Source organism: Pseudomaricurvus albidus, from assembly GCF_018863235.1.
Lineage (GTDB): Bacteria > Pseudomonadota > Gammaproteobacteria > Pseudomonadales > Cellvibrionaceae > Pseudomaricurvus > Pseudomaricurvus albidus.
The window spans coordinates 116604-138986 of the sequence record NZ_JAHKRS010000012.1 but is presented as its reverse complement, the minus strand read 5'-3'; the positions used below and the strand labels follow the sequence as shown (position 1 = coordinate 138986).

Below are 22383 nucleotides of genomic sequence, written 5' to 3'. Positions count from 1 at the left end.
GCCACTGAATTCAAGGGGTGCAAGGGTATAGGAAAACGGCCTCTGAGGCCATGATTGCCATCAAAAACCTGGCCACAGGCGGGGTTACCAGAGCCTCTGACGTCTCCCAAACGGATATAAAGGAGCCAGACACAGCTATCCCCCATGACGTCCAACTCGACCAAAAGCTCAGCCACCCCCCAAGATCAGTCCGTCAGCGGTTTCACTGCTTTCATGAATTGTTTAATTTTTAGCCTCTTCACGAGAGTGACATCAATGAAGCATCCCCACCGACAGCCGAGACATTGATCGTAATTGTCTTTTCGTCAGTGAACCGCAGTAAACGCTGCTCCAGAGGGTCACAGCCGATCAGCGCTATCATGCCCGCCCCCCGCTGAACCAGCCATTGCTGCACGGATTTTCTCAGTGCTCGGGAACCAATGATGACCACCGCCTCAATTCCGGAGTTCATACAAATTGATTGCAAATCTGAAAGAGGCTCCAGTTGCAGCGAAGGAAAAGAAACGTTTTCGGTCGTTTCATTCGCGACGCCTTCCAGCCAGAACGAAAGCAGAGCCTCAAACCGGGCCTGATGTACGGAATCTGCCACCACCGTCACATCACAACCGGCCATCAATGCAGACATAGTACTGACCACAGCATCTTTAAAGCTGGCCTCCTCCCCCATCACAACGGCTACACGACCTTTCGGCTCGAGGATGACCTGATTGAGTTCGCCGACCGGGCCATTGAGGATTTCACAATTCAGAAAACCACAGCTGATTAACTCATTTAACTGGCGTAACTCCGGTAGTGCATCTGTCATCAAAGACTGTATCCATTCCTCCGTCTGACCTTGCCAGTGCCTGATGCACTCTCGAAAGACAGACAGCCGTGGTGCGATGCTGGTATTTTCCATACACACCGTTGCCAATTCTTCAAATTCCCGAAGATGGAATTCATGTGCTTCATCGCGGGGATTATTAGAAAACTTCACCAGCCGCTTCAGGTAATGAGAGCCTCCGGCTTTCGGCCCGGTACCGGAAAGCCCGCGCCCACCAAATGGCTGTACGCCGACAACAGCACCAATCATATTGCGGTTGACGTAGACATTACCGACCTTGGCTTTACTTGCCACGTACTCGGCTACAGATTCCACCCGAGAGTGGATACCCAGTGTCAACCCGTACCCCAGCCTGTTGATTTCCTCTATAACCTCATCCAAATCTTCGGCAGCGTAGCGTATGACATGCACGACAGGCCCAAAAACCTCTTCCACCAAAACTGACAAGTCTGAGATTTCATACAACCGGGGCGCGAAAAACGTCCCTTCCAACCCCTCAGGTAGATCACAACAGTACAGCGGTTTCGCCCAGGACTGTGTATGCATATCGGTTTTCATTCCCGCCTGCAGCCTCGCTGAGTCCAACAACTGTCGATCGGGTGCAAAGCTGTCCAGGTAAGCACAGTGTCTGTGAAGCCTATCGAGTGCCTTACCATCAATAACGGGACCGATATCGGTTGACAGTAACGCCGGATCACCGATCGTCAATTCTTTCATTGCACCACTCAACATCGTGATCAGGGGATCGGCAATATCTTCTTGCAGGAATAAAACTCTTAACGATGAGCAGCGCTGTCCCGCACTGTAAAAACCCGACGTCAGCACATCGTCCACAACCTGTTCCGGTAACGCGGTCGAGTCCACGATCATGGCATTTTGCCCACCGGTTTCGGCGATCAAAGGAATATCGGTATCCGGACGATTGGCCAGAGCATGAGCCAGCCACTGGCCTGTCGCCGTGGAGCCGGTAAACAAAACCCCCTGAATACGCTCGTCAGGCAACAGCTGCTCTCCAACCAGCATTCCCGGCGCAATAATGATTTGTAAAACATCCTGAGGAAAACCACATTCAGACATCATGCTGGTGACCTTTAAAGCCATGCGCCGGGTTTGTTCTGCCGGTTTTGCCAACACCGTATTCCCTACCAGCAAGGCTCCGGACAGCTGCCCGAGAAAAATTGCCAAGGGAAAATTCCATGGACTGATGCACAACATGACACCAAGGGGCTGAACGCCATTATGAGCCATTAAGGTTTCGGCCTCGTCAGCATAATAACGACAAAAATCAATGGCCTCTCTCACTTCTGCGACACCATCGGCAATGGTTTTACCCGCTTCTTTAATGCACAGGCCAATTAAATGACTGCGATTTTCTTCAAAGGCTTCCGCCAATCGCCGAAAGAGTTCGGCCCGCGCCTTAACCGGTTTTTGAGACCACTCATTGAAAGCCTCTTGTGCGCGAGACAACTTGGTTTCAATGGTGACGGAATCATCCAGAGTGACCTTCGAATCACTCTGCATAGCTCCCGATTCCTGCTGCCACCATTGGTGTAAATTTGATTCCAGTTCAAGCAGTTCCGTGGCATTACTCAGATCAACGCCCCGGGAGTTTTGCCGACCATGAGAAAGCTCTTTAAACCGATAAAGATCTTCCGGTAGGGGTATGTCGGGATGACGCAATTCTGGAGTAGCGGCCAATACGTCTAACGGGTCTTCCAGCAAGGCTTCGACCGAGATGTGAGCATTCAGCAGGCGATTGACGAATGAACTGTTGGCACCGTTCTCGAGTAACCTGCGAACCAGATAGGCCAGCAAGTCAGCGTGTTCACCGACGGGCGCGTAGACTCTGCAAGCGACAGATTCTTCTTTCATGACCTGCTGATAAAGACTTTCCCCCATGCCGTGCAAACGCTGAAACTCATAACCTTTACGATAGCCATCCTTTGAAGCGGAACTCGTGTTTGAATTGCTGCATACACGATCCATTTCCAGAATGGTTGCTACCGTATAAGCGTTATGGGTTGCAAATTGTGGGTACAGGTGTGACCTGTACGACAACAGTTTTTGTGCACACACCTGATAGGAAACATCCGTTGCTGCCTTTCGGGTAAATACCGGGTAATCGCTGTATCCGGACTCCTGACTCCATTTGATTTCAGAATCCCAATAGGCGCCTTTCACCAGACGAATCACTATTTTTCGTTCAACCTGCTGAGCCAATGCCAGAGCCCAGTCAATCAATACCAGCGCCCTCTTCTGATACGCCTGTATCGCCAGACCAAGCCCTTGCCAACCATCCAGATCAGGGTCCTTAAATACTTGCTCAAAAATATCGAGGGACAAATCCAGCCGGTTTGCCTCTTCCGCATCGACAGTCAGGCCAATATTGTGATGTTTAGCCAGAAGCACCAATTGCTTTAACTTCGGCACCAGTTCTTCCATTACTCTGGAGCGCTGGGCCAATTGATATCGGGGATGCAGGGCTGACAATTTCACTGAGATACCCGAACTGGCAACCGGATTCGCCCCATCATAAGAACTGTTTTTGGTCTCCTCCTTCCCTAACAGCTCAATGGCATCCCGATATCTTTGCCAGTAGCGCTCGGCATCAGCCTGATTTCGTGCGCCCTCTCCCAGCATATCGTAGGAAAAACGATAGCCTTTGGCCTCCAACTGCTTTCCTCTCTCCAAAGCGTCGGCCATGTTTTTACCCACCACAAAGTGAGTTCCCATCACCTGCATGGCAGTCCGTAACGCCGCCCGAATGACCGGTGCCCCTAAACGCCTTAAAGTAGTGGTTAGCGTGTGATGCCAGAAGGACTGCACCTGATCCCCGACTGCCTCACAGGACAAGTCCTCCGGGGCGGTGTAGGCGGTAAACTTTCCGGTTAACAGTAATCCCCAGGTAGAGGCATTCACAAAAAAGGATTCGCGCTGCCCCAAATGGGAGGACCAGTTACCTCCCGACAACTTATCGCAAATCAGGCGATCCATCGTGTAGCTGTCTGGCACGCGTAACAGTGCCTCCGCGAGACACATTAAGGCTACGCCCTCATCCGTCGACAGGGAAAACTCATTGAGGAACTCATCAACATGTGAATTTAAAGAGGACGATTCGCGGATGTGCTCGACCCAGTGGCGTGCCTGCGCTTCGACACGTACACGTGACTCTTCAGTCATGTCGAAACTCTCCAGCAGATGCTTGACCACATCGACCTCATCTCTTCGGTAGTAGTCATTCACCCTTCTGCGGGCTTCTGCCAGAGGACCTTGGTCGTGAAACAGACGCTGAAAGAACGCCTTCTCATCACCACCGAATACGAAAGGAACTTCTGGGTTGGATATCGCTTTTTTCCACATATCAGACATATAAGCAACTTTCTCCTGTGCCTCTATGCTGAACTATAGCTAACAATTGCCCCAGCAGATTCGATATAAGCAGTCTGTTTTCCAAAAACAAAAAAAGCCCCTGTCTGATCTCTCAGAGAGGGGCTTTTGGCGCGCATTTCATTCAAATTGGAAAATGGCTCTGATTACACCTTTGCCAGAGCTTCATCCAGATAAGCAACGGTTCGGTCGATATTAGCCAATTTATCGAGCCCAAAAAGACCAATACGGAATGTCTGGTAATCTGCTGGCTCGTCACACTGCAAGGGAACACCCGCTGCAACCTGTAAACCCTGAGCCAAGAACGCCTTGCCCGTGTGAATATCGGCATCGACGGTGTAACTTACGACTACCCCCGGCGCTTCAAATCCTTTCGCGGCCACGCTATTAAAGCCTTTCTCGGACAATAGATCGCGCACACGACGTCCGAGTTCAATCTGTTGTTTCTTGAGTTTGTCAAAGCCCAGCTTTTCTGACTCTTTCATGGTATCGCGAAACTTGGTCAGTGCGTCCGTAGGCATGGTGGCGTGGTAAGCATGGCCACCGTTTTCATAGGCCTGCATGATTTGCAGCCATTTCTTGAGGTCGCAGGCAAAACTGGTACTGGTCGTTGACTCAATGCGCTTTAATGCTTCTTCACCCAGCATCACCAGGCCGGCACAAGGGGATGCACTCCAGCCCTTCTGCGGCGCACTGATCAGGATATCTACCCCCAGGGCCTTCATATCAACCCACAGAGTGCCGGATGCAATGCAATCGAGGACAAACAGGCCACCTACGGCGTGTACGGCATCCGCCATGGCCTTGATGTAGTCATCCGGCAGTAACATACCGGAAGCGGTTTCCACGTGCGGGGCAAAGACAATTTGAGGTTTTTCGTCAGCGATGGTCTGAACGACCGTTTCAATAGGTGCAGGAGCAAAAGCCGCCTGAGCACTATCATCTACCGGTGCCGCTTTTAAGACACTGACCTCAGAGCTGATTTGACCCATTTCAAGAATCTGGCTCCAACGGAAGCTAAACCAGCCATTGCGGATCACCAGACACTTCTGGTTGGTCGCAAATTGGCGCGCAACGGCTTCCATCCCGTAGGTGCCTCCTCCGGGTACCACCGCTACAGCGTCAGCGTTATACACGCTCTTCAATGTACCGGAAATATCACGCATGACCTGCTGAAACGCCTGAGACATATGGTTCAGGGAGCGATCAGTAAAAACGACGGAATATTCCAGCAACCCATCAGGGTCAACATCAGGCAGTAAACCAGACATGGCAACTCTCTCTATTTAAATCAAAGGTTCATTCAGATGCGCGTATTGTACTCGATACCCTAAGGGAATCTACCTACCCACCAGTTTCCGGAACATTCAGCCTGCTCCGGACAGGCCAACAATCAGACTCACCGACAACATTCAAAGCAACTCAAAGTCATCAGCATCCAGATGCGCAGGAAACTTCTCTCTGAAAGCGTTCAGTTCTTCGGCAGATAACGTGGCGCTGAAAACACCTCTGTCCGAACCCGGTACCACAAGCGCCTTGCCTTTGGCATCCAGCACAATGCTGTCACCGGAATAGGCATGGCCGTTGCCATCTTCGCCCACTCGATTAACGCCGACAACGCAGGCCAGGTTTTCAATGGCCCGGGCCTTGAGCAAATGAGACCAGGGAAAAGAGCGTGCTGCCGGCCAATTGGCCACAAACACCAGAAGATCATAGTCATTGCGATTCCGACACCAAACCGGAAAACGCAGGTCGTAGCAAATCAATGGACACACCCGCCAGCCTTTCAGCTCAACAATAATCCGTTCGCTGCCCGCCTGATACCGGGCATCCTCACCCGCCATCCGGAACAAATGGCGCTTGTTGTAAGTTTCATAACTTCCGTCCGGACGCATCCACACCAACCTGTTAAAGGGTAGCCCCCCCTTTTCATCGGCGACAGCATAACTGCCGGTGATGACGGCACCGGTCGCCCTTGCCATCTCTTCCATCCAGATCAATGTGTCACCGTCAGCCGGCTCGGCGACCTTTTTGGAATCCATGCTGAAACCAGCGGTAAACATTTCTGGCAACACCACCAGATCTGCATTCTTGGTGTCATTCAGAATCATCTCCCCAAAACGGGAACGGTTGGACTCCGGGTCTTGCCACGCCAATGTATTCTGTACCACGCTGACACGAAGATCTTGCTGAGGCATAACGGGTAATCCTCTCTGGAAATGGGTGTATTTTTTAAGTGAGAGTAGACTAAACCCTCGCACCGCAAAAGGGCAAATCACGCACAATTTACTTGCCGAACGGCCCGCCATGTTACAATATCCGCTTCCTTTTGCAGGGGTATTGGTCATGAAATTGTCAGCGTTTGGGCAGAAGTTCGCGGGAAACTCAGGAATTGTCGAATTGATGGACGATCTGGGGTCGGCGCTGAATGAAAACCCCAACATGATTTTTATGGGGGGTGGAAACCCCGGCCGACTGCCCGAGGTCGAAGCGATTTTTCAGCAGCGGCTGGAAAGCATCATGGCCGACCCGCAACAACGCCACAGCCTGTTCGGCATTTACCAGTCTCCCCAGGGGGATCGCGAATTTCTGGAACAGCTGGCGGCGTTTCTGAACAAGCAATTTGGCTGGTCGATCACGGCCAATAACATTGCGGTCTCGAATGGCAGCCAATCCGCCTTCTTCGTGCTTTACAACATGTTTGCAGGCACCATGAGCGATGGCAGCCAGCGCTCGATCCACTTGCCTCTGGCTCCGGAATACCTGGGATATGGTGACGTCGGTCTGAGCAGTGATTTTTTCACGGCCACCCGCCCCAGCATCGAACTGCTGGACGACCACCTGTTCAAATACCATGTGGACTTTTCCCGATTAAAACCGGATGACAGCACCGCTGCGCTCTGCGTATCTCGGCCGACCAATCCCACAGGCAATGTCCTTACCGATGAAGAAATTGCCCACCTCGACGAGATTGCCCGCGCTCACGATATTCCGTTTATTATCGATGGCGCCTATGGAGTCCCGTTTCCGGGGATCATATTCACCGAAGCCAAACCCCACTGGAATGACAACACCATTCTTGCGCTGAGCCTGTCAAAGCTGGGGTTGCCCGGCGTACGCACAGGTATCGTGATCGCCAACGAAGAAATTATTCACGCTTATACCAATGCCAATACCATTGTGAATCTCGCCTGCGGGACCCTTGGACCAGCACTGGCCAAGGAATTGTTCCGCACAGGAGAGATACTGAGCTTGTCCCAAAACCATGTCGCGCCTTTCTATCGTGAAGGCTCGCAACAAACGGTGCAATGGTTCAGGGAATCTTTGGGTGATCTTCCCTACCACATTCACAAACCTGAAGGCGCCATCTTCCTCTGGCTCTGGTTTGACCGGCTGCCCATTAGCAGCCAGGTGTTGTATGAGCGTCTGAAAAAACGAGGAGTTCTGGTGGTACCCGGTCATAACTTCTTTATTGGTATTGATGACGACTGGAGACACAAGCATGAATGTATCCGGGTCTCTTACGCCCAAAGTGGTGACATCGTAAAACAGGGAGTGGCGATTATCGCCGAAGAAGTTCGCAAGGCTTATACAGAGGGATATTGAGACTCCAATCGTTTGAGTCCGTACTGAATCAAACGCCTTTGATTGTCACAGCCCTGAAATTCCATCTGCACCAAACGGTCGATGAGCACCTGACGCAGCTCATCACCCACCTTGTACACCAAAGCCAATTCCAGCACTTCGAAGAGCAGCAACCACTCTCCGCGATCACAGGATTGCAACCTGCGAATCCACTGCTCAACCTGATGCCGACCATCGTCTACCGGAAAGGCTTCACGAAAGTTCCGGACCTCCTGATAGAAAGAGAACAACTGTTGCAGGCCTTCATGATTGGATCCGGGTTCACGATCCGCGGGTTCAGTGGACGCAGTTCCTGCTGGATACATCGGGAAAGTATCCTTATCGGCAGAGCCGCCATAAACAGATACCACTTCCGCCCCCACGGCCATATCAAAGACACCCCAAGCAGGATCGAACAGTATCTCTCCGTCGGCGCCAGTGACGGTACAATCCTCGAACGTGAAAACCAGGTTTTTCTGATCACGTCGCAGTAAGTTTGTCAGGTACCCACGCACACGAATCCCGGAAAGGAAATCCAGTTGAACCAGAGACTCCAACCTGATGCCATGCTGCTTGAGTTCATCCACGGTATAGGAAGACAGACACCGCTCCATGGTCTGCAACCTGCCCAAAGGACAGCCAAATCCAGCGGCGTGAGCCTCTGTTCCATGTCCTGGTAATTGATTGCCCTGATAGGCCAACTGGGAGGGGCCAGACGTTTTGATGTAGGTGATATTACCCACCGCATCCGTCAGCATTTCTGAAAACAAACCACTGATTTCCACTCCCGCGTTGGTAACGGCAGTATTGATCGTCTCGGCTTCGATGGCCTGCCAGACAGAGTCTGCTCCGCCTTTGTTGACGCACATCTGCCGGCCAAACTCTTCCAGAACCTGGCTTAAATGTCGGCAATTGCGGGTCACAAACAGCTGGGGTTGCTCTCGGGTAATGTCATACTCAGTATTGACGGCATCCACTGTCAGTGGCAGTTTGGCCACCAGTTCATCATCCAGACAGTTAACGCTCTCACCTAAAGAAGACAACAGACCGGCTCCAAAAATACGGTAATCTTCCAGAGTGCCAACCAAACCGTACTCTACCGTCCACCAATGCAAACGAGACAAAAGAGCGGCCTCTGAGGGTGGGTAGTTAGCCGCAATAGCCTCCTGCAACGCCTGCTCGGAAGCATTGATCTGCTCAGCCGTTGCACGTGGATTTTCTTTCAGAATGGACAGTTTACGAATGGCCTCATACACACTTAAATCAGTTTTGCTCGCCACCGCATGCATGCCCAGCTCGCCAAAGCGCTGCAGGAATTCCGCATAATCCACATCAATAATAAACGGTGCATGACCCGCAGATTCATGAACAATATCCGGCGCGGGGGTATACAGCATGTGCTCTATCGAGCGCATATCCACGGCAATCGCCAGCACCCTGTGAGCCTGAAACTCCATGAAAATCGCCGGGGGCACAAAGCCATCGACAACCACCGCCCGCCAGCCCAGTTTGCCCAGGCAGTCATTCATTTCTTCGATACGCGGAATGGATTCCGGACTGATACCGGTCTTCGTCAAACCATCAAGATAGGTCGACTCTGCAGACAAGGCCAGATTATCTCTGAGCTGGTAAAGTAAAAACCGCCACACGGCCTGATCACGAGACGTGTAATTCTCGTAATGCTGTAGCGTCGCAAAGGGCTGCAGATGCGGAGGCAGACTCGCAATAATGTCTTTCTGATACTGCAGATGATCCTGAGTACCGTCGCTGTCTTGATTCTGCTCCTCTGCCGGGTTGTCCGGGTTAGAGCGCTGCGCTTGAGAAGCTTTCTGAAGTTGGCGCTGTTGTTTAGAAACCTCTTCTTGCAAGCCCTCGTCACTCTGTTGATGGGTCATACCCAGCGTTTCTCAAACAACCATAAACGGGATAACGATAATGCTAATGGCATGAGAAAACTCCTAACTGTTTTATACCCCAAGCTTAAGACAGCACTTCGGTTTTTACCTTGGAAAACACCCCGGTAATTGAGTTTTTTAAGAATGAATTGCCCTAAAAGTATTGTTTTTAGATAGTTTTAGAGACAAGACGCTGACGAGAAAGTCTGCGATTATTTCTGATTGTGGGCCTCCAGCAGACAGTCCAGTAGGGTTTGTACAATACGTGAAGGCTTGGGAGATAACCGATGTATCGCCACAAAGTCACAGCGGTATTGATACTTTTCTGCACCGATTGCCCGGATCGTCCCCTGTTTTAAAAAGCTTTCTGCATAGTGATCCGGCAAATAGCCAATGTAACGACCAGACTGAAGACAATGAACAATCGCTTCCTGGTCATTGACCGTCACATCCCTCTGCAATCCCAGCCGGTTACCGACCTCCATATTCGGCGAGTGGTGACCCAAACCGGCGTATTTCGAACTGCGTATATCGTCATCCGTCAAACTGATGTCGGCCAGTTCGAATAATGGGTGACGGTAACCGCAATAAAGGTACATCTGCTCATAAAACAGGTGCTGGTAGGCCAGGCTGGGAGAGCTTCGGTGGGTGGGAACAACCCCCAAATTGAAACGGCCTTCCATGACTCCCCGTTCAATTTCGTTAATGGGTTCAATATGGATATCCAGACTGACCTCAGGAGCAAGATCGTCAAAGCGACGTAACGCTTCATCAATGTGGGCATCGGGATTTGTGGCGGTTTTGTCAAACAACGCAATAGAGACGTGCCCGGTCATACGTTTATGGACATCGGAAACCTCTCCACGAAAGGTATCCAACGACGCCAGTAAACGTAAGGTCGCCTGATAAATCTGACGTCCTTCCTCGGTTAAAGCAAACCCGGCTCGGCCACGACGACACAAAGACACACCGAGACGCACTTCCAGATCCTTGATGTGTCGGCTAATCGTCGAGCGGCCTATGTTCAGCTCCAATTCGGCTGCTGAGAAGCCTCCGGACTCGGCCACCGCCTTGAATACCCGCAACAACCGCAGATCCACATCACTCAACTGCCCCAGCAAAGCTGTCTGCCGCTTGGCCATTACACACCTCTTAAATATTCAATAAACCGCCCATTAACTGCCACTTCGGCGAACACAGGAAGAGATTACCTGCTGGCAATCTGTTTCACAACAGAAAACATTAATGCCGACACAAGGACGAACATGAAACATTTAGAAGCCGCAAAAAGATACCAAAAATCGCCGTATTACCGACAATTTTGACGAGGATCACGCAAGAAAAACACAAATAAGAAGTAAAACAGGACTTTTCTCATTGATGAGCCAAGCCTTTACAACCAGGTATTAATTTAAAACCACCTCTGCACCCCGGCAATCGCTGGGGGATATTCCATTGTATTTTTTGAACAACCGAGTGAAATACGAAGGATCCCGAAACCCTACCTGATAGGCCACATCAGCGACCAGGACATTCGGATTGATCAGCAGCTCTGAAGCCTTCTTCATACGCATGGTGATCAGGTACTCCTGAAAAGTCATCCCGTAACAACGCTTAAACTCACGGCTGAACTTGAAAGGTGACATTCTGCACAGCTGAGCCACCTCTGCCTCACGAATTTTCTCGTGCAGGTGCGTCTGCACATAGTTGATTGCGGGCATGACACTCGTTTTCTGGGAGCTGTTGTGGTAACGGCAATCCGTGGGTAATGCGAAGCGCCGGAATTGAGGCAGGTCCAAAACACCCGCATCCCTGCACTGCTGAGACTCCAGAGCCCCGACAACGGAACGCACTTCCTGAGCAGACAAGGGAGCCACAAAGTACTCACGCACCTGCATGCGCAAAGCCCAAATAGCCAGTTCTTCTGAATGAACACAGGAAATCATCATCACCGGAACATCCGGGTACTGCACTCGGGTGGTTCTCAGTAACTCCAGACTGGCAACATCGGGAAAATCGTATTCAAAGCAAATCAGATGGATACTGCGAACCATATCTTCCATAAGTCCGGAAGAGTATTCGTATTCCAGAACCTGACAGTGTTTGCGAAACTCATCCGCGATATTCGACTTATTCTCAGGGCTGGATAAGTTAAACCACAAAATGGAGGTGTCCATCGGTATCAATCATCCTCAAACGCACCCATCGCTTCCCGAAATCAAAAAGCTGCAGTGCGTTTATGAGCAAAAAAGTTATCTCAATATGTAGCGTAAAGGTATATACAAGCATCTTGAAACTACTTCGCACACTTAAGCCTAATCAATTTGACACCAAATCCATTATATTTAATAAGCATAAGAAACTAATTTCAAAAAACATTCTTGATAAATTCGCCTTAATTTCAGATTACCCCCCAGTAAACGCTTACTTTTATCGAAAAACAAACTAACCACACTCGGTATTTATAACTTAAAAGTCCATTCCCCCTGCTCTTCAAAATATTCCTAATAGCCTGCAAAAATCTCCTAACCGTGTTTTTAGCCGCTGCCTAAATTAACAGGCGGGAGAAGCAGTATTTCCTTCACACATTCAATCGTTATCGTTGGAGATTCAATTATGGAAAGTTTTAAAGCTGAAGTTTTGAAGTTTTTACGAGAGGAAGACGGTTTGGAAACTGTCGAGTATGCCGTTGCAGGAAGCTTGATTGTTGCTGGTACTGTTGCGGCATTTACGCTTCTTGGGGAACAAGTTTCTGCCGGCTTGGAATACTTAGCCGGAAAGATAACCGTTGCTGACGCGTAACAATAAAACTCAACCAGGTTCCATAACCTGAAATCTGGTTGAGTTTAACAGTGTTGAGACGAGCCGAATGTACACAACAGACTTTTACCCGCAATACCTATTTTTGTTAACTGGACTTACGTTAGCCACTATTTGGGATTTCAAATACTTTCGAATTCCAAACCAATTAGTAATCACTTTACTAATTGCCGGAGTGTGCTGGCAGAGTTACCAATCAGGTTGGTTTGGGTTTGCCATAGCCATATCAGGCGCCTGTCTTGGTTTCCTGGTTTTTATCCCTCTGTACATACTCGGAGGAATGGGTGCCGGAGATGTCAAACTGGTCGCCGCTGCAGGAAGCTTCATGACCGGTTATCAGGCATTGGCAGCTGCATTCTTAAGTCTCGCCATTGGGACACTCATCGGGCTGGGTATTTTTCTGGTTAAGGGCGGTTTCCCTGCATTTTTTAAACGCTACTTTCTGATGTTTAAAACAACATTGATGACTCTGGAATTGGTTTATATCCCACCTGCAGAAAGCGAAGTCGCCAATGAAAAATACCCTTGCGCCATCGCTATAGCCTTTGGCTTTAGTTACGTCATGTTCCATGAACCCTTAAAACACTATGGATTGGCTTTTCTATGAATAGCGCTGAATCATCAATCAACGAGGATTCCTGATCATGACCTCCAATGAAAGCTCAGCGATTGACTCTGACAATTCATTCAGACCATCAGTCCCAGCCAGTATGCACACGACAGGACTGAGCGAACGCCTGCTGACTCAATTATGCTGCAAGCATTTATACGAATCAGGTATGTTAACGGCGCATGATCTTACCCAAAAACTGGCTTTAAGCGGTTCGGTTGTTGATGAAATATTACAAATTTTAAGACGTGATGCCCTGATTGAAGTCAGACCCAACCATTCCATCAGCGCAACGCTCCGTTACGGTTTGACTGAGCGTGGCAGAGCCATGTCGCTGGATGCACTTGCTCAAAGTGGCTATATAGGGCCAGCCCCGGTTCCACTTGAAGATTATCATCAACAGATAAAACATCACTCGATTCATCGGAAAATCGTCGATAGAGATCTTATCGACCAGGTATTTTCCAGTTTTGTTATTGAGGCCAATATCAAAGACCAGTTGGGCATGGCAGTCAATTCGGGCAGAGCCATTTTCATCTACGGCCCTGCCGGCTCCGGCAAGACCTATACCATCTCTCAACTTCCGGGAGTCTTCGGCGATCACTGCGCCATCCCCTATGCCATTGCGATCGACGACACAATCATTGAGGTATTTGACCCTCTGATTCATGAAACCATTGAGCAGTTTCAGTCCGATCCAAACGTCTCATCTCACAGCCCAACCAACATCAGTTCACCCAACTCTCTTGCAAACCCCTCTGGCAAAAGCGCCAGCTTATTGATTGACAGACACAGAGATCCCCGCTGGTTATTGTGCAAACGCCCTGTCGTTCTTTGCGGCGGCGAGTTAACCATGGACATGCTCGACATTCAATTCAACCCTGCCAGCAGACAATATCAGGCTCCGTTACAACTCAAAGCCAATGGCGGAATTTTTATTATTGATGACATGGGACGGCAAAAACCCACCCCTGCTGAAATTTTCAATCGCTGGATTGTCCCCATGGAGGAAAAACGGGATTTTCTGACGCTCGGCAGCGGTCGCCATTTTGAAGTCCCCTTCGACCAGATCTTGATCTTCTCTTCCAACCTGAATCCTCTTGATCTGGCTGACGAAGCGTTTCTCAGAAGAATTGGTTACAAAATCCGGTTTGATTACCTCACCCCTGCCGCTTATCAGGCAATCTGGGAGAACCAATGCCGACAACATGAAATTCCATTTGACCAAGGTGTTTTCGATTTCTTGATTCAAGATCTTCATAACAAAAACAACACCCCCTTATTGCCCTGCCATCCCCGAGATTTATTAGGTATCGCAAGTGATCATGCTTACTACCTGCGTGAGCCCGATGTCATGACCGAAAAACGTCTTCACTGGGCCTGGAATACCTACTTTGTCAACCTCAATGAAGAAAACCAACCCCACAGTCAACTCCGGAGGGACGACTCATGATAAAGCCAAGGACCACCTTGTTACTCACCGTCTCAACAGTGCTCGCGGTGTCTGCTGCCTGGCTCGCCAACAACTGGGCTCAGGCCAAGAGCCAGCCGAAACTGGAAACCAGTATAGGAGTTGTGGTCGCAGCGACGGACATTCCCTATGGACACAAACTGGAGGCCGTGAATCTTAAACTGATTCAGGTACCGGAAGATCTGGCTCCCAAAGATTCCTTTACCCAGGTTGAAGATGTTATCGACATGGTCACAAAGGAAATTATTTTGGAGGGCGACATCCTTCGCAATCAACGTATATCCAAACACCTTGAAGGCTCCACGCTGGCAGCGGTCATTGATCCTAAAAAACGGGCGATCACCGTCCGTGTGAATGATGTTATCGGCGTCGCCGGATTCCTGTTGCCCGGAAATTTTGTCGATGTCCTCGCCTCCAAAAAAGATCAGAAGAAGACAACCACGGATACCATTCTTAAAAAGATCAAGGTTCTGGCTGTAGATCAAACCCAGCGCACCAACAAGAATGATCCCGTGATTGTCAGAGCCGTCACTTTGGAAACCACCCCGGCACAGGCAGAAACCATTGTAAAAGCCCGTGAAGAGGGATCCATTCAGCTAACCCTCCGAAATCCACTGGAGGAAGATGAACCTGAAGCTCCTGCTCCCGAGAAGAAAGTGGCTAAACGCACTTATTACAACCCTTACCAAACATCCTATGTCACCGTTATCCGCGGCACTGATGCGGAAGTCAAAAAAGTCACCTACAAAAAATGAGGCCTGCCATGAAACAGAACACTTGCCCTCAGGAAGGCTACCGCACTGCTCACGGGAAGACTACCGGATACGTAAAACATACGAATAAACCCTGGTATTCAACCAGGTTCAAGGAGCCTTCGATGCACTCAGCAGGCGAATTCAAAAAGTTGTTGGCTGTCATCATAGGAGGGGCAATCGCCTACCTTGTCTTGACCTCTCTAACTCCCAAAGCCATGGCTGAGCTGACCAGTTTAAGTCCGGATAGCAGTTACAACGACAATCTTCAGGTATCACTGTATAAATCCCAGGTCCTGGATATTAAGGTTCCCATTCAGAAGGTCTCCATGGGCAACCCGGAAATTGCAGACATTTTAGTACTAAGGAACGGCCAGCTTTATGTATTGGGTAAAAAGCTGGGCACCACTAACGTATTGCTGTGGAATAAAAACAGCCAATTGATTAAAGCGATTGATATCGAAGTGGTACACGATCTCAACACCCTCAAAGCCAAGTTGTTTCGCGTACTGCCCAATGAAAAAATCGAAGTTTACAGTTCTCAGGGATCGCTTGTTCTTGGTGGGCAGGTGTCTTCTACCGCGAGAATGAATACCGCTCTCAAAATCGCACAAAGCTATGCCCATGTGGCTGATACCCATAAAGGCGAAGGAGGAAAGGAAACCCGCGAGGACAAGGAGAACCGAGTTGTAAACTTAATGAGTGTGGGCGGTGCACAGCAGGTGATGCTGAAAGTCACCGTGGCTGAAATGAATCGCAGCAGCATGAAAAAGCTGGGGGTCAAGTTTAATGCACTGGGCATCGGCGACAACAACTGGAATCTGGGTGGCGTCAACGGTGGAGCAACCTTCCCTGATGCGGTCTTTGAGCCAGACGATGTGCGCTTACCCATTTTCGGTAATAGCGCCCCTTATGGACCGGTCATTGATGAATTTATGCCCAACGATCTGTCTATCGCAGACAAGGGCTTGTTTGGCAGCTTTCTGAGTGACAACTTCATCTTTAATATGACGCTGGAAGCAGCCAAAGAAAATGGCTCAGCCAAAATCCTTGCAGAACCTACGCTAACAACCCTCACCGGTCAGGAAGCTCGATTTCTCTCAGGCGGTGAGTTTCCTATCCCCATTCCTCGTGGAGACCGAGGCACAACCATTGAATTCAAAGAGTTCGGGGTTGGGGTGAACTTTGTCCCCGTCGTACTGGATTCTGGCCGCATCAATCTGACTCTGGATGTGAGTGTCAGCGAGTTGATCAACGGTAACTCGGTGATCTTGCGGGCTGAAGACAGTACCGGCACCTTCCTGATTCCCAGTCTGACCAAACGTAGCGCCCAGTCCTCGGTAGAACTGGCGGATGGCGAGACCATTGGCATTGCCGGATTGATCAGTGAAAACATGCGTGAAGTCGTCACCAAGTTTCCAGGACTTGGAGACATTCCTATTCTGGGACAGATTTTTCGCAGCTCTGAGTTCGAATCCGGTGAAACCGAACTGGTCATCCTGGTGACTCCAGTACTGGCCAAACCATTCAAAGACAAGCCTGCCCTGCCTACGGATCATTTTGTCGCACCGTCAGATCTCGAGTTTTATCTGCTGGGACGTACCTACGGCAAAGCAGAGAGTAAGCCCGCCAAATCAACACCGACCGCCCAATACCTGCCATCAAGTGGTGGCGGAATTGATCAAAGCTTTGGGCATAGCCTCAACTGATTAATACGGTCTCAACTGATTAAAGGATTCTGAACCATGACTCATTCAACCATCACATTAGCGACGATTGCCAGCTCGCTGCTTCTGCTAACGGCCTGCAGCAATTATCGGGATTATCCCCAGGGTGAAAGTGTTGCCCGGGTCAGCGAACTTCAAACTGCACACCCAGGCGGCTTTCAGGGACAGAAAGAAGGACTCGATGCTTACAAAGCTGAAAAAGCCCTGCAAGTTTATCGTGGAGACGTCGGCCGCCCCGAAACCATTAAACAGGAAGCCCAGGCACGAAAACAATAACAGTCATCCACGAGTTATCACGGGGTAATACGTTCAATACATAAACAGGAGTATTCGTCCATTTTGCACACTGGAACGCAATAAACGGTATCAGGAAATGAGTTTTATGAGCATTCACACCTCACAATTACCGCACCGGCAAAAAGGTGTCATTGTCGTAGCCACGACGGTTGCCATGTTAGCTTTGTTATTGGTCGCCGGCTATGCCTTCAATAGCGGTCACCTGTTGCTCAATAAAACCCGTCTTCAGAATATCGTGGACGCGGCGGCGCTGTCTGCTGCCAAAGTCCTCGACCAGTCCCACGACACTGCGCTGGCACAACAGGCCGGATTCAATACGCTTCTCGTCAATCTGGCTGAAGCCGGTTACGAAGAATTGGCCGAAAGCATAGACAGTAACGGCATCTCCTTCAGCGCTCAGTTCTCCAATACGCTGGTACCTTTTGTACCCGGTAGTCTGGATCCCCGATTTGTCAGAATCAGCCTCGCTTCAAACGCCCCACTGGATGACATTTTTATCAGCATGGGCGGACAAAAAGCGGTCAATGCCTCAGCCATATCTGGCCCCAGCCCACCACTGGTTGGCAGCGCCTGTGACCTCGCTCCCATGATGGCCTGTGGAGAGAACACACTGGACTGCAATGGCGATACCTGCACCAATTACTATGGTTATACCCCAGGGCAATACGTCGTGATGAAATACGCCGCGGGTGACAGCAGTGAGGTAGGACCAGGCAATTTTCAGCTGATCAGGCTGGACGATGGCCAGGGCGGCGCTGCCGTCAGGGAAAACATGGCGGGTGGATTTGAAAGCTGCGTTACCACCAGTGACACTATCGAAACCGAGCCCGGTAATACCGTGGGCCCAGTAGTACAGGGACTGAATACCCGTTTTGGTACGGGAGGTGGTGGCGGTCTCGATACCACAATATATCAGGCAGACTATGTCACGGATTACGGTACCACTTTCACCACCAACGATGCCGGAGAGGCAATTCCCCCTGCTGATGGCAATGTGTTTGACTACAGCGATTATCAAACCGCCTATGGGCAGGATCAGGACGGGGTAATCCCAAATGCAGTATGCCCAGGCGATGGTCGCTGTCACCGTCGGATGCTGACCATCCCCATAGGAAATTGCAGCAGCACCACCAATGGCCAGGGCTCGGTACCACTCTACGGATTTGCCTGCCTCTATTTATTGCAACCGGTTAATCAGCAAGGCAATCAAGCGCAGGTTTATGGGCAGTTTGTCCAAGGTTGCACCAGTTACGGCAGCTTCTCACAAAGCCCGACCACAGGCCCGGCCCCTACCCGCATAATCCTCTATAAAGATCCGGACAGTGAGGACTCATAAATGACGATACTCACTAAATTCAGCTGCGCTCACAACCCTGTACAGCAGTCACGGCAAGGCGGTCTGGCAATGGTTGAGGTCACGATTGTACTGCCGCTTCTGTTGCTTCTGTTACTCGCCATCTGTGAATTTGGCAGAGTGTTCTACAGCTATACCACGCTGAACAAGACCCTGCAGAATGGCACTCGTTTACTGGCATCTACCGCCACGCCCGATTCCACGGGAAACATTCAGTTCAATACATCGGGACCTAACGGTAATGCCTTTAAAGCTGGAAACCTAATCGTTTACGGTAACGTGAACGGTTCAGGATCTCCCCTGCTGGAAAGCATGTCACTGGATGATGTGCAATTTTCCAGTTTTACCAACCCCACAATCCCGACCTCATACTTTATTCGTGTGGATGTCGACTACAACTACATCCCGATGATCGGTGCAGAACTCAACCCCTTTGGCTATGGAAGCCCTATCGACCTCAGTTTCAATTTGAAATCCAGCGTGACTATGAGGGTACTCGAATGACCGAGAACCGAGTTCAAATACCCGAATCGACTTCCCGACGTAAAACCACAGGTGGCACTCTGGTCGAGTTTTCGATTGTTGCCTCTGTCTTCTTTATTGTTCTGTTTGGAATCATTGAGTTTGGTCGACTGATGTTTACCTGGAATGTGCTGGATGAAGTGACTCGCAGAGGGGCACGGCTCGCGGCAGTTTGTCCGGTTAATGATATTGACGGCATTACCTCACGCGCCAGTTTCCACGGGAGCATTCTCCATGACTTTAGTGATACCAACATCGTCATTGAATACTTTGATAAGAACTCAACACTCATCGCTGACCCCACAGCAGATTTCATACAAATCCGGTTTGTAGGCTCCAGAATCAGCAACTACCAATTTCAGGGCTTCATTCCTTTTCTGACGTTTTTCCTGCCGGCACCGGATTTTAAAACTGTTCTGCCCAGTGAAAGTCTGGGTATTACTCCTGTAGGCGCTGTAGCTGGCGGCTCAAACGTGGATTGCTAGGAGACTACTTATGCAAATGGAACATCATATTTCAGACAACCCAGCCTCCCGGCCTTATATCGAGACCAAACAGTCTTGTGTCAATGTTTTGATTGCAAGTCGTGACAAAAAAGGTCTGGATGAAATCACTCACGCAATTGGTGAGACTCCCGGGTTCCGGATCAATCAACGACATTTCGTCAATGGCGACATTAATCCCTTAACGGGGTTATCCATTATTCCTGATATTTTGATCTTCAAAGTGAGCGCTCAATGGCGTGAAGAACTTCAGCAACTTCCCATTCACCTGATTCATTCAAATTTGGAGACCATTATTGTGAGCGACAGGGAAGACAAGGAGTGTATGCGCATGGCACTTCAAATTGGAGCTCGTGATTACTTATCTCCACCACTCAGTAGCAGTGAACTGATAGAGTCGATTCGTCGACTGCGTTCAAAAATGGGTAGCATCGTACGTCAGGGAAAACTGGTGAGTTGCATCAACGCCAAAGGCGGCTGTGGATCGACCTTCATTGCCAGTAACATCGCCCATATTATGTCCAGCGTCAGTCGTTTCAATACTGTGGTCATGGATCTCGATTTACAGTTCGGTACCCTTTGCCACTATCTTAATCTTGAACCCAAACGAGGATTGGTCGAAGCTATACAAAATATTGACAGCCTCGATGAAATTGCATTGCAAGCCTATCTTTTGAAACACAAAAGCGGTTTGAAAGTTCTGGAAACCAACCCTCAGGGAATCGCTCTGTCAGAGGACATTCCCGAAGCCCGACTGGGAAAACTGCTGGATTTACTGCTGGCCTGTCACGATACCGTTGTCGTTGATCTCCCCCGTCAAATAGACTTTGTAACCAGCACCGTTCTGGAACGCTCCGATCATATACTTTTAACGGTACAGCAAGATCTTTCCGCCTTGCGAGACGCGGTTCGTCTGACCAACATTTTACGCAAAGACCTGGGCATCAATGATGAACACATCAAGGTCATTGTTAACCGTTACAACAAACGCTCAAACATCACCCTCCGGGACATCGAAAAAGCACTCAAAGTCACTGAATGCCTGACCATCCCGAATGACTTCAGCAATGTTCACCTGAGTGTCGAGTCAGGGATTCCCCTGTACGACAACAATAAGAATTCGGCGGCTATCAAAGCCATGATTACGCTGCAACAGCAGCTTCTGGGACAAACCACTCCGACAAAGGGGTTGTTTAACAAACTCAGCACTTACTTAAAAGGAGCTTAAGTCATGTCTCTTACACCTAATCTGTTTCAGCAAACTACACCGCCGGAACCTCTGAAAATGACGGATCTTCAGGCTGAAGCCATGGCGTCTCAAAGAGTCCTCAGTCAGCAAGAAGAACAGAGCAAGCACTTGATTCATCAGCGATTGATGGATGTAGTGGACCTAGCGGTACTGGATACCTTATCTGAAGAAGAGGCACGCCGTCAGTTACAGGAAATCTGCCGCAATCTTATGCAGGAAGAACAAATCCCTGTACCGCTGGCTGGCCGCCAGCAAATCATCAAGGAAATCGAGGATGAAATTCTGGGCCTTGGTCCCCTTGAAGCCCTTCTGGCCGACAAAAGCGTTTCCGACATATTGATCAATGGCCCCTTTTCCATTTATGTCGAACGGGGAGGAAAACTTCAGGCCACAAATATTCGTTTTAAAGACAACCAGCACCTGCTCGGCATTATCGATCGAATCATATCCAGCGTTGGACGCCGGATTGATGAATCCTCTCCCCTTGTGGACGCCCGTCTCAAGGATGGATCCAGGGTCAATGTGATCATTCCTCCTCTGGCTCTTGATGGTCCCTGCATGTCCATTCGCCGCTTCTCGGTCGAAATGCTGGGCATGCAACACCTTATTGATATCGGTTCGGTACCTCCGAATATCGCACCGGTGCTTGAGGGCATTGTGAAATCACGTCTCAACGTCTTGATTTCCGGCGGGACCGGATCGGGTAAGACCACGATGCTGAACATCCTCTCCGGCTATATCCCTCATGATGAACGGGTCATAACCATTGAGGATTCTGCCGAACTGCAATTGCAACAGCCTCATGTCGTACGTCTGGAAACCAGACCACCCAATGTTGAGAACCGGGGACAGATCACACAAAGAGACCTCGTGCGTAACAGTTTGCGTATGCGACCCGAGCGGATTGTCATTGGAGAAGTCAGGGGCGATGAAGCCCTGGACATGCTGCAGGCCATGAACACCGGCCACGATGGTTCACTCACTACCATTCACGCCAATACTCCACGGGACGCCCTCGCGCGTGTGGAAAATATGGTCTCTATGGGTAGCGTCAATATCCAGGAACGCGCCCTGAGGGCTCAAATAGCCTCGGCCATTGATGTCATTTTACAGATTGAACGCATGGAAGATGGACGACGCCGATTAGTCAGTGTCAGTGAAATCACCGGAATGGAAGGTGACATCATCACCATCGCGGAACTCTTTCGTTTTGACCGTCGGGGTCTCGACGCGGAGGGTAATGTGATTGGCGATTTTCGGGCGACAGGGATCGTCCCCTCCTTTTATGAACGCCTTTGCCAAAGGGGTATTGAAGTTCCTATCAGCCTTTTTGCACCCCAGTAGGATTC

At 49.9% G+C, this 22383-nt stretch carries 18 protein-coding genes; 12 read left to right on the top strand and 6 right to left on the bottom strand.

What is annotated here, in order from left to right:
* Window positions 1–238 precede the first annotated feature (238 nt).
* From putA to KOI40_RS16875, 3 genes are all read right to left on the bottom strand, one after another.
* Window positions 239–4192, bottom strand: a complete 3954-nt coding sequence (gene putA, locus KOI40_RS16885) for a bifunctional proline dehydrogenase/L-glutamate gamma-semialdehyde dehydrogenase PutA (RefSeq protein WP_233710352.1) — start codon at window positions 4190–4192, stop codon at window positions 239–241.
* 164 nt (window positions 4193–4356) lie between these two features.
* A complete protein-coding gene (locus tag KOI40_RS16880; RefSeq protein ID WP_216098720.1) occupies window positions 4357–5481 on the bottom strand; it encodes an aminotransferase class V-fold PLP-dependent enzyme in 1125 nt (374 codons plus the stop codon).
* Window positions 5482–5622: 141 nt separating this feature from the next.
* Window positions 5623–6408, bottom strand: a complete 786-nt coding sequence (locus tag KOI40_RS16875) for an amidohydrolase (RefSeq protein WP_216098719.1) — start codon at window positions 6406–6408, stop codon at window positions 5623–5625.
* A gap of 148 nt (window positions 6409–6556) precedes the next feature.
* On the opposite strand from KOI40_RS16875, the gene KOI40_RS16870 reads away from it, so the two are divergent.
* Window positions 6557–7816 carry a valine--pyruvate transaminase gene (locus tag KOI40_RS16870; protein ID WP_216098718.1) on the top strand — a complete coding sequence of 420 codons (1260 nt, stop codon included), beginning with the start codon at window positions 6557–6559 and terminating at the stop codon, window positions 7814–7816.
* Here KOI40_RS16870 and KOI40_RS16865 read toward each other — a convergent pair.
* From KOI40_RS16865 to KOI40_RS16855, 3 genes are all read right to left on the bottom strand, one after another.
* Window positions 7798–9729 carry an aromatic amino acid hydroxylase gene (locus KOI40_RS16865; RefSeq protein ID WP_216098717.1) on the bottom strand — a complete coding sequence of 644 codons (1932 nt, stop codon included), beginning with the start codon at window positions 9727–9729 and terminating at the stop codon, window positions 7798–7800. The genes KOI40_RS16870 and KOI40_RS16865 overlap by 19 nt on opposite strands.
* Window positions 9730–9941: 212 nt before the next feature.
* Entirely contained in the window at window positions 9942–10871 is a 930-nt protein-coding gene (locus KOI40_RS16860) for a LysR family transcriptional regulator (RefSeq protein WP_216098716.1), read from the bottom strand.
* Between the two features lie 264 nt (window positions 10872–11135).
* Window positions 11136–11906, bottom strand: a complete 771-nt coding sequence (locus tag KOI40_RS16855) for a helix-turn-helix transcriptional regulator (RefSeq protein ID WP_216098715.1) — start codon at window positions 11904–11906, stop codon at window positions 11136–11138.
* Window positions 11907–12345: 439 nt separating this feature from the next.
* On the opposite strand from KOI40_RS16855, the gene KOI40_RS16850 reads away from it, so the two are divergent.
* From KOI40_RS16850 to KOI40_RS16800, 11 genes are all read left to right on the top strand, one after another.
* Window positions 12346–12531: a Flp family type IVb pilin gene (locus KOI40_RS16850; RefSeq protein ID WP_216098714.1), complete on the top strand. Its 186-nt coding sequence runs from the start codon at window positions 12346–12348 to the stop codon at window positions 12529–12531.
* A 67-nt stretch (window positions 12532–12598) separates the two neighbouring features.
* Window positions 12599–13156, top strand: a complete 558-nt coding sequence (locus tag KOI40_RS16845) for an A24 family peptidase (protein WP_216098713.1) — start codon at window positions 12599–12601, stop codon at window positions 13154–13156.
* A gap of 37 nt (window positions 13157–13193) precedes the next feature.
* Complete coding sequence (locus KOI40_RS16840; RefSeq protein ID WP_216098712.1) at window positions 13194–14612, top strand: DUF8689 domain-containing protein; 1419 nt, start codon at window positions 13194–13196, stop codon at window positions 14610–14612.
* Window positions 14609–15385: a Flp pilus assembly protein CpaB gene (gene cpaB / locus KOI40_RS16835; protein ID WP_216098711.1), complete on the top strand. Its 777-nt coding sequence runs from the start codon at window positions 14609–14611 to the stop codon at window positions 15383–15385. Before KOI40_RS16840 ends, cpaB begins: the two co-directional genes overlap by 4 nt.
* 122 nt (window positions 15386–15507) lie before the next feature.
* Window positions 15508–17091, top strand: a complete 1584-nt coding sequence (locus KOI40_RS16830; protein ID WP_216098710.1) for a type II and III secretion system protein family protein — start codon at window positions 15508–15510, stop codon at window positions 17089–17091.
* A gap of 36 nt (window positions 17092–17127) precedes the next feature.
* Window positions 17128–17385 carry a hypothetical protein gene (locus KOI40_RS16825; RefSeq protein WP_216098709.1) on the top strand — a complete coding sequence of 86 codons (258 nt, stop codon included), beginning with the start codon at window positions 17128–17130 and terminating at the stop codon, window positions 17383–17385.
* Between the two features lie 106 nt (window positions 17386–17491).
* Window positions 17492–18742, top strand: a complete 1251-nt coding sequence (locus KOI40_RS16820) for a Tad domain-containing protein (protein WP_216098708.1) — start codon at window positions 17492–17494, stop codon at window positions 18740–18742.
* Window positions 18743–19264, top strand: a complete 522-nt coding sequence (locus tag KOI40_RS16815) for a TadE/TadG family type IV pilus assembly protein (protein ID WP_216098707.1) — start codon at window positions 18743–18745, stop codon at window positions 19262–19264.
* The gene (locus KOI40_RS16810; protein ID WP_216098706.1) at window positions 19261–19767 is read left to right on the top strand and encodes a TadE/TadG family type IV pilus assembly protein; all 507 of its coding nucleotides are present in this window, start codon (window positions 19261–19263) and stop codon (window positions 19765–19767) included. The genes KOI40_RS16815 and KOI40_RS16810 overlap by 4 nt, the downstream gene beginning before the upstream one ends.
* Window positions 19768–19777: 10 nt before the next feature.
* Window positions 19778–21013, top strand: coding sequence for an AAA family ATPase (locus KOI40_RS16805; protein ID WP_216098705.1), 1236 nt, complete (start codon window positions 19778–19780; stop codon window positions 21011–21013).
* Window positions 21014–21016: 3 nt separating this feature from the next.
* On the top strand, window positions 21017–22378 hold the full coding sequence (locus tag KOI40_RS16800) for a TadA family conjugal transfer-associated ATPase (protein ID WP_233710351.1): 1362 nt from the start codon (window positions 21017–21019) through the stop codon (window positions 22376–22378).
* The last annotated feature ends 5 nt before the right edge of the window (window positions 22379–22383 follow it).

Bases quoted from the DNA above. Each gene is read 5' to 3' on its own strand.
- putA (WP_233710352.1), bottom strand. From the start codon at position 4,192: ATGTCTGATATGTGGAAAAAAGCGATATCCAACCCAGAAGTTCCTTTC.
- KOI40_RS16880 (WP_216098720.1), bottom strand. From the start codon at position 5,481: ATGTCTGGTTTACTGCCTGATGTTGACCCTGATGGGTTGCTGGAATAT.
- KOI40_RS16875 (WP_216098719.1), bottom strand. From the start codon at position 6,408: ATGCCTCAGCAAGATCTTCGTGTCAGCGTGGTACAGAATACATTGGCG.
- KOI40_RS16870 (WP_216098718.1), top strand. From the start codon at position 6,557: ATGAAATTGTCAGCGTTTGGGCAGAAGTTCGCGGGAAACTCAGGAATT.
- KOI40_RS16865 (WP_216098717.1), bottom strand. From the start codon at position 9,729: ATGACCCATCAACAGAGTGACGAGGGCTTGCAAGAAGAGGTTTCTAAA.
- KOI40_RS16860 (WP_216098716.1), bottom strand. From the start codon at position 10,871: ATGGCCAAGCGGCAGACAGCTTTGCTGGGGCAGTTGAGTGATGTGGAT.
- KOI40_RS16855 (WP_216098715.1), bottom strand. From the start codon at position 11,906: ATGGACACCTCCATTTTGTGGTTTAACTTATCCAGCCCTGAGAATAAG.
- KOI40_RS16850 (WP_216098714.1), top strand. From the start codon at position 12,346: ATGGAAAGTTTTAAAGCTGAAGTTTTGAAGTTTTTACGAGAGGAAGAC.
- KOI40_RS16845 (WP_216098713.1), top strand. From the start codon at position 12,599: ATGTACACAACAGACTTTTACCCGCAATACCTATTTTTGTTAACTGGA.
- KOI40_RS16840 (WP_216098712.1), top strand. From the start codon at position 13,194: ATGACCTCCAATGAAAGCTCAGCGATTGACTCTGACAATTCATTCAGA.
- cpaB (WP_216098711.1), top strand. From the start codon at position 14,609: ATGATAAAGCCAAGGACCACCTTGTTACTCACCGTCTCAACAGTGCTC.
- KOI40_RS16830 (WP_216098710.1), top strand. From the start codon at position 15,508: ATGCACTCAGCAGGCGAATTCAAAAAGTTGTTGGCTGTCATCATAGGA.
- KOI40_RS16825 (WP_216098709.1), top strand. From the start codon at position 17,128: ATGACTCATTCAACCATCACATTAGCGACGATTGCCAGCTCGCTGCTT.
- KOI40_RS16820 (WP_216098708.1), top strand. From the start codon at position 17,492: ATGAGCATTCACACCTCACAATTACCGCACCGGCAAAAAGGTGTCATT.
- KOI40_RS16815 (WP_216098707.1), top strand. From the start codon at position 18,743: ATGACGATACTCACTAAATTCAGCTGCGCTCACAACCCTGTACAGCAG.
- KOI40_RS16810 (WP_216098706.1), top strand. From the start codon at position 19,261: ATGACCGAGAACCGAGTTCAAATACCCGAATCGACTTCCCGACGTAAA.
- KOI40_RS16805 (WP_216098705.1), top strand. From the start codon at position 19,778: ATGCAAATGGAACATCATATTTCAGACAACCCAGCCTCCCGGCCTTAT.
- KOI40_RS16800 (WP_233710351.1), top strand. From the start codon at position 21,017: ATGTCTCTTACACCTAATCTGTTTCAGCAAACTACACCGCCGGAACCT.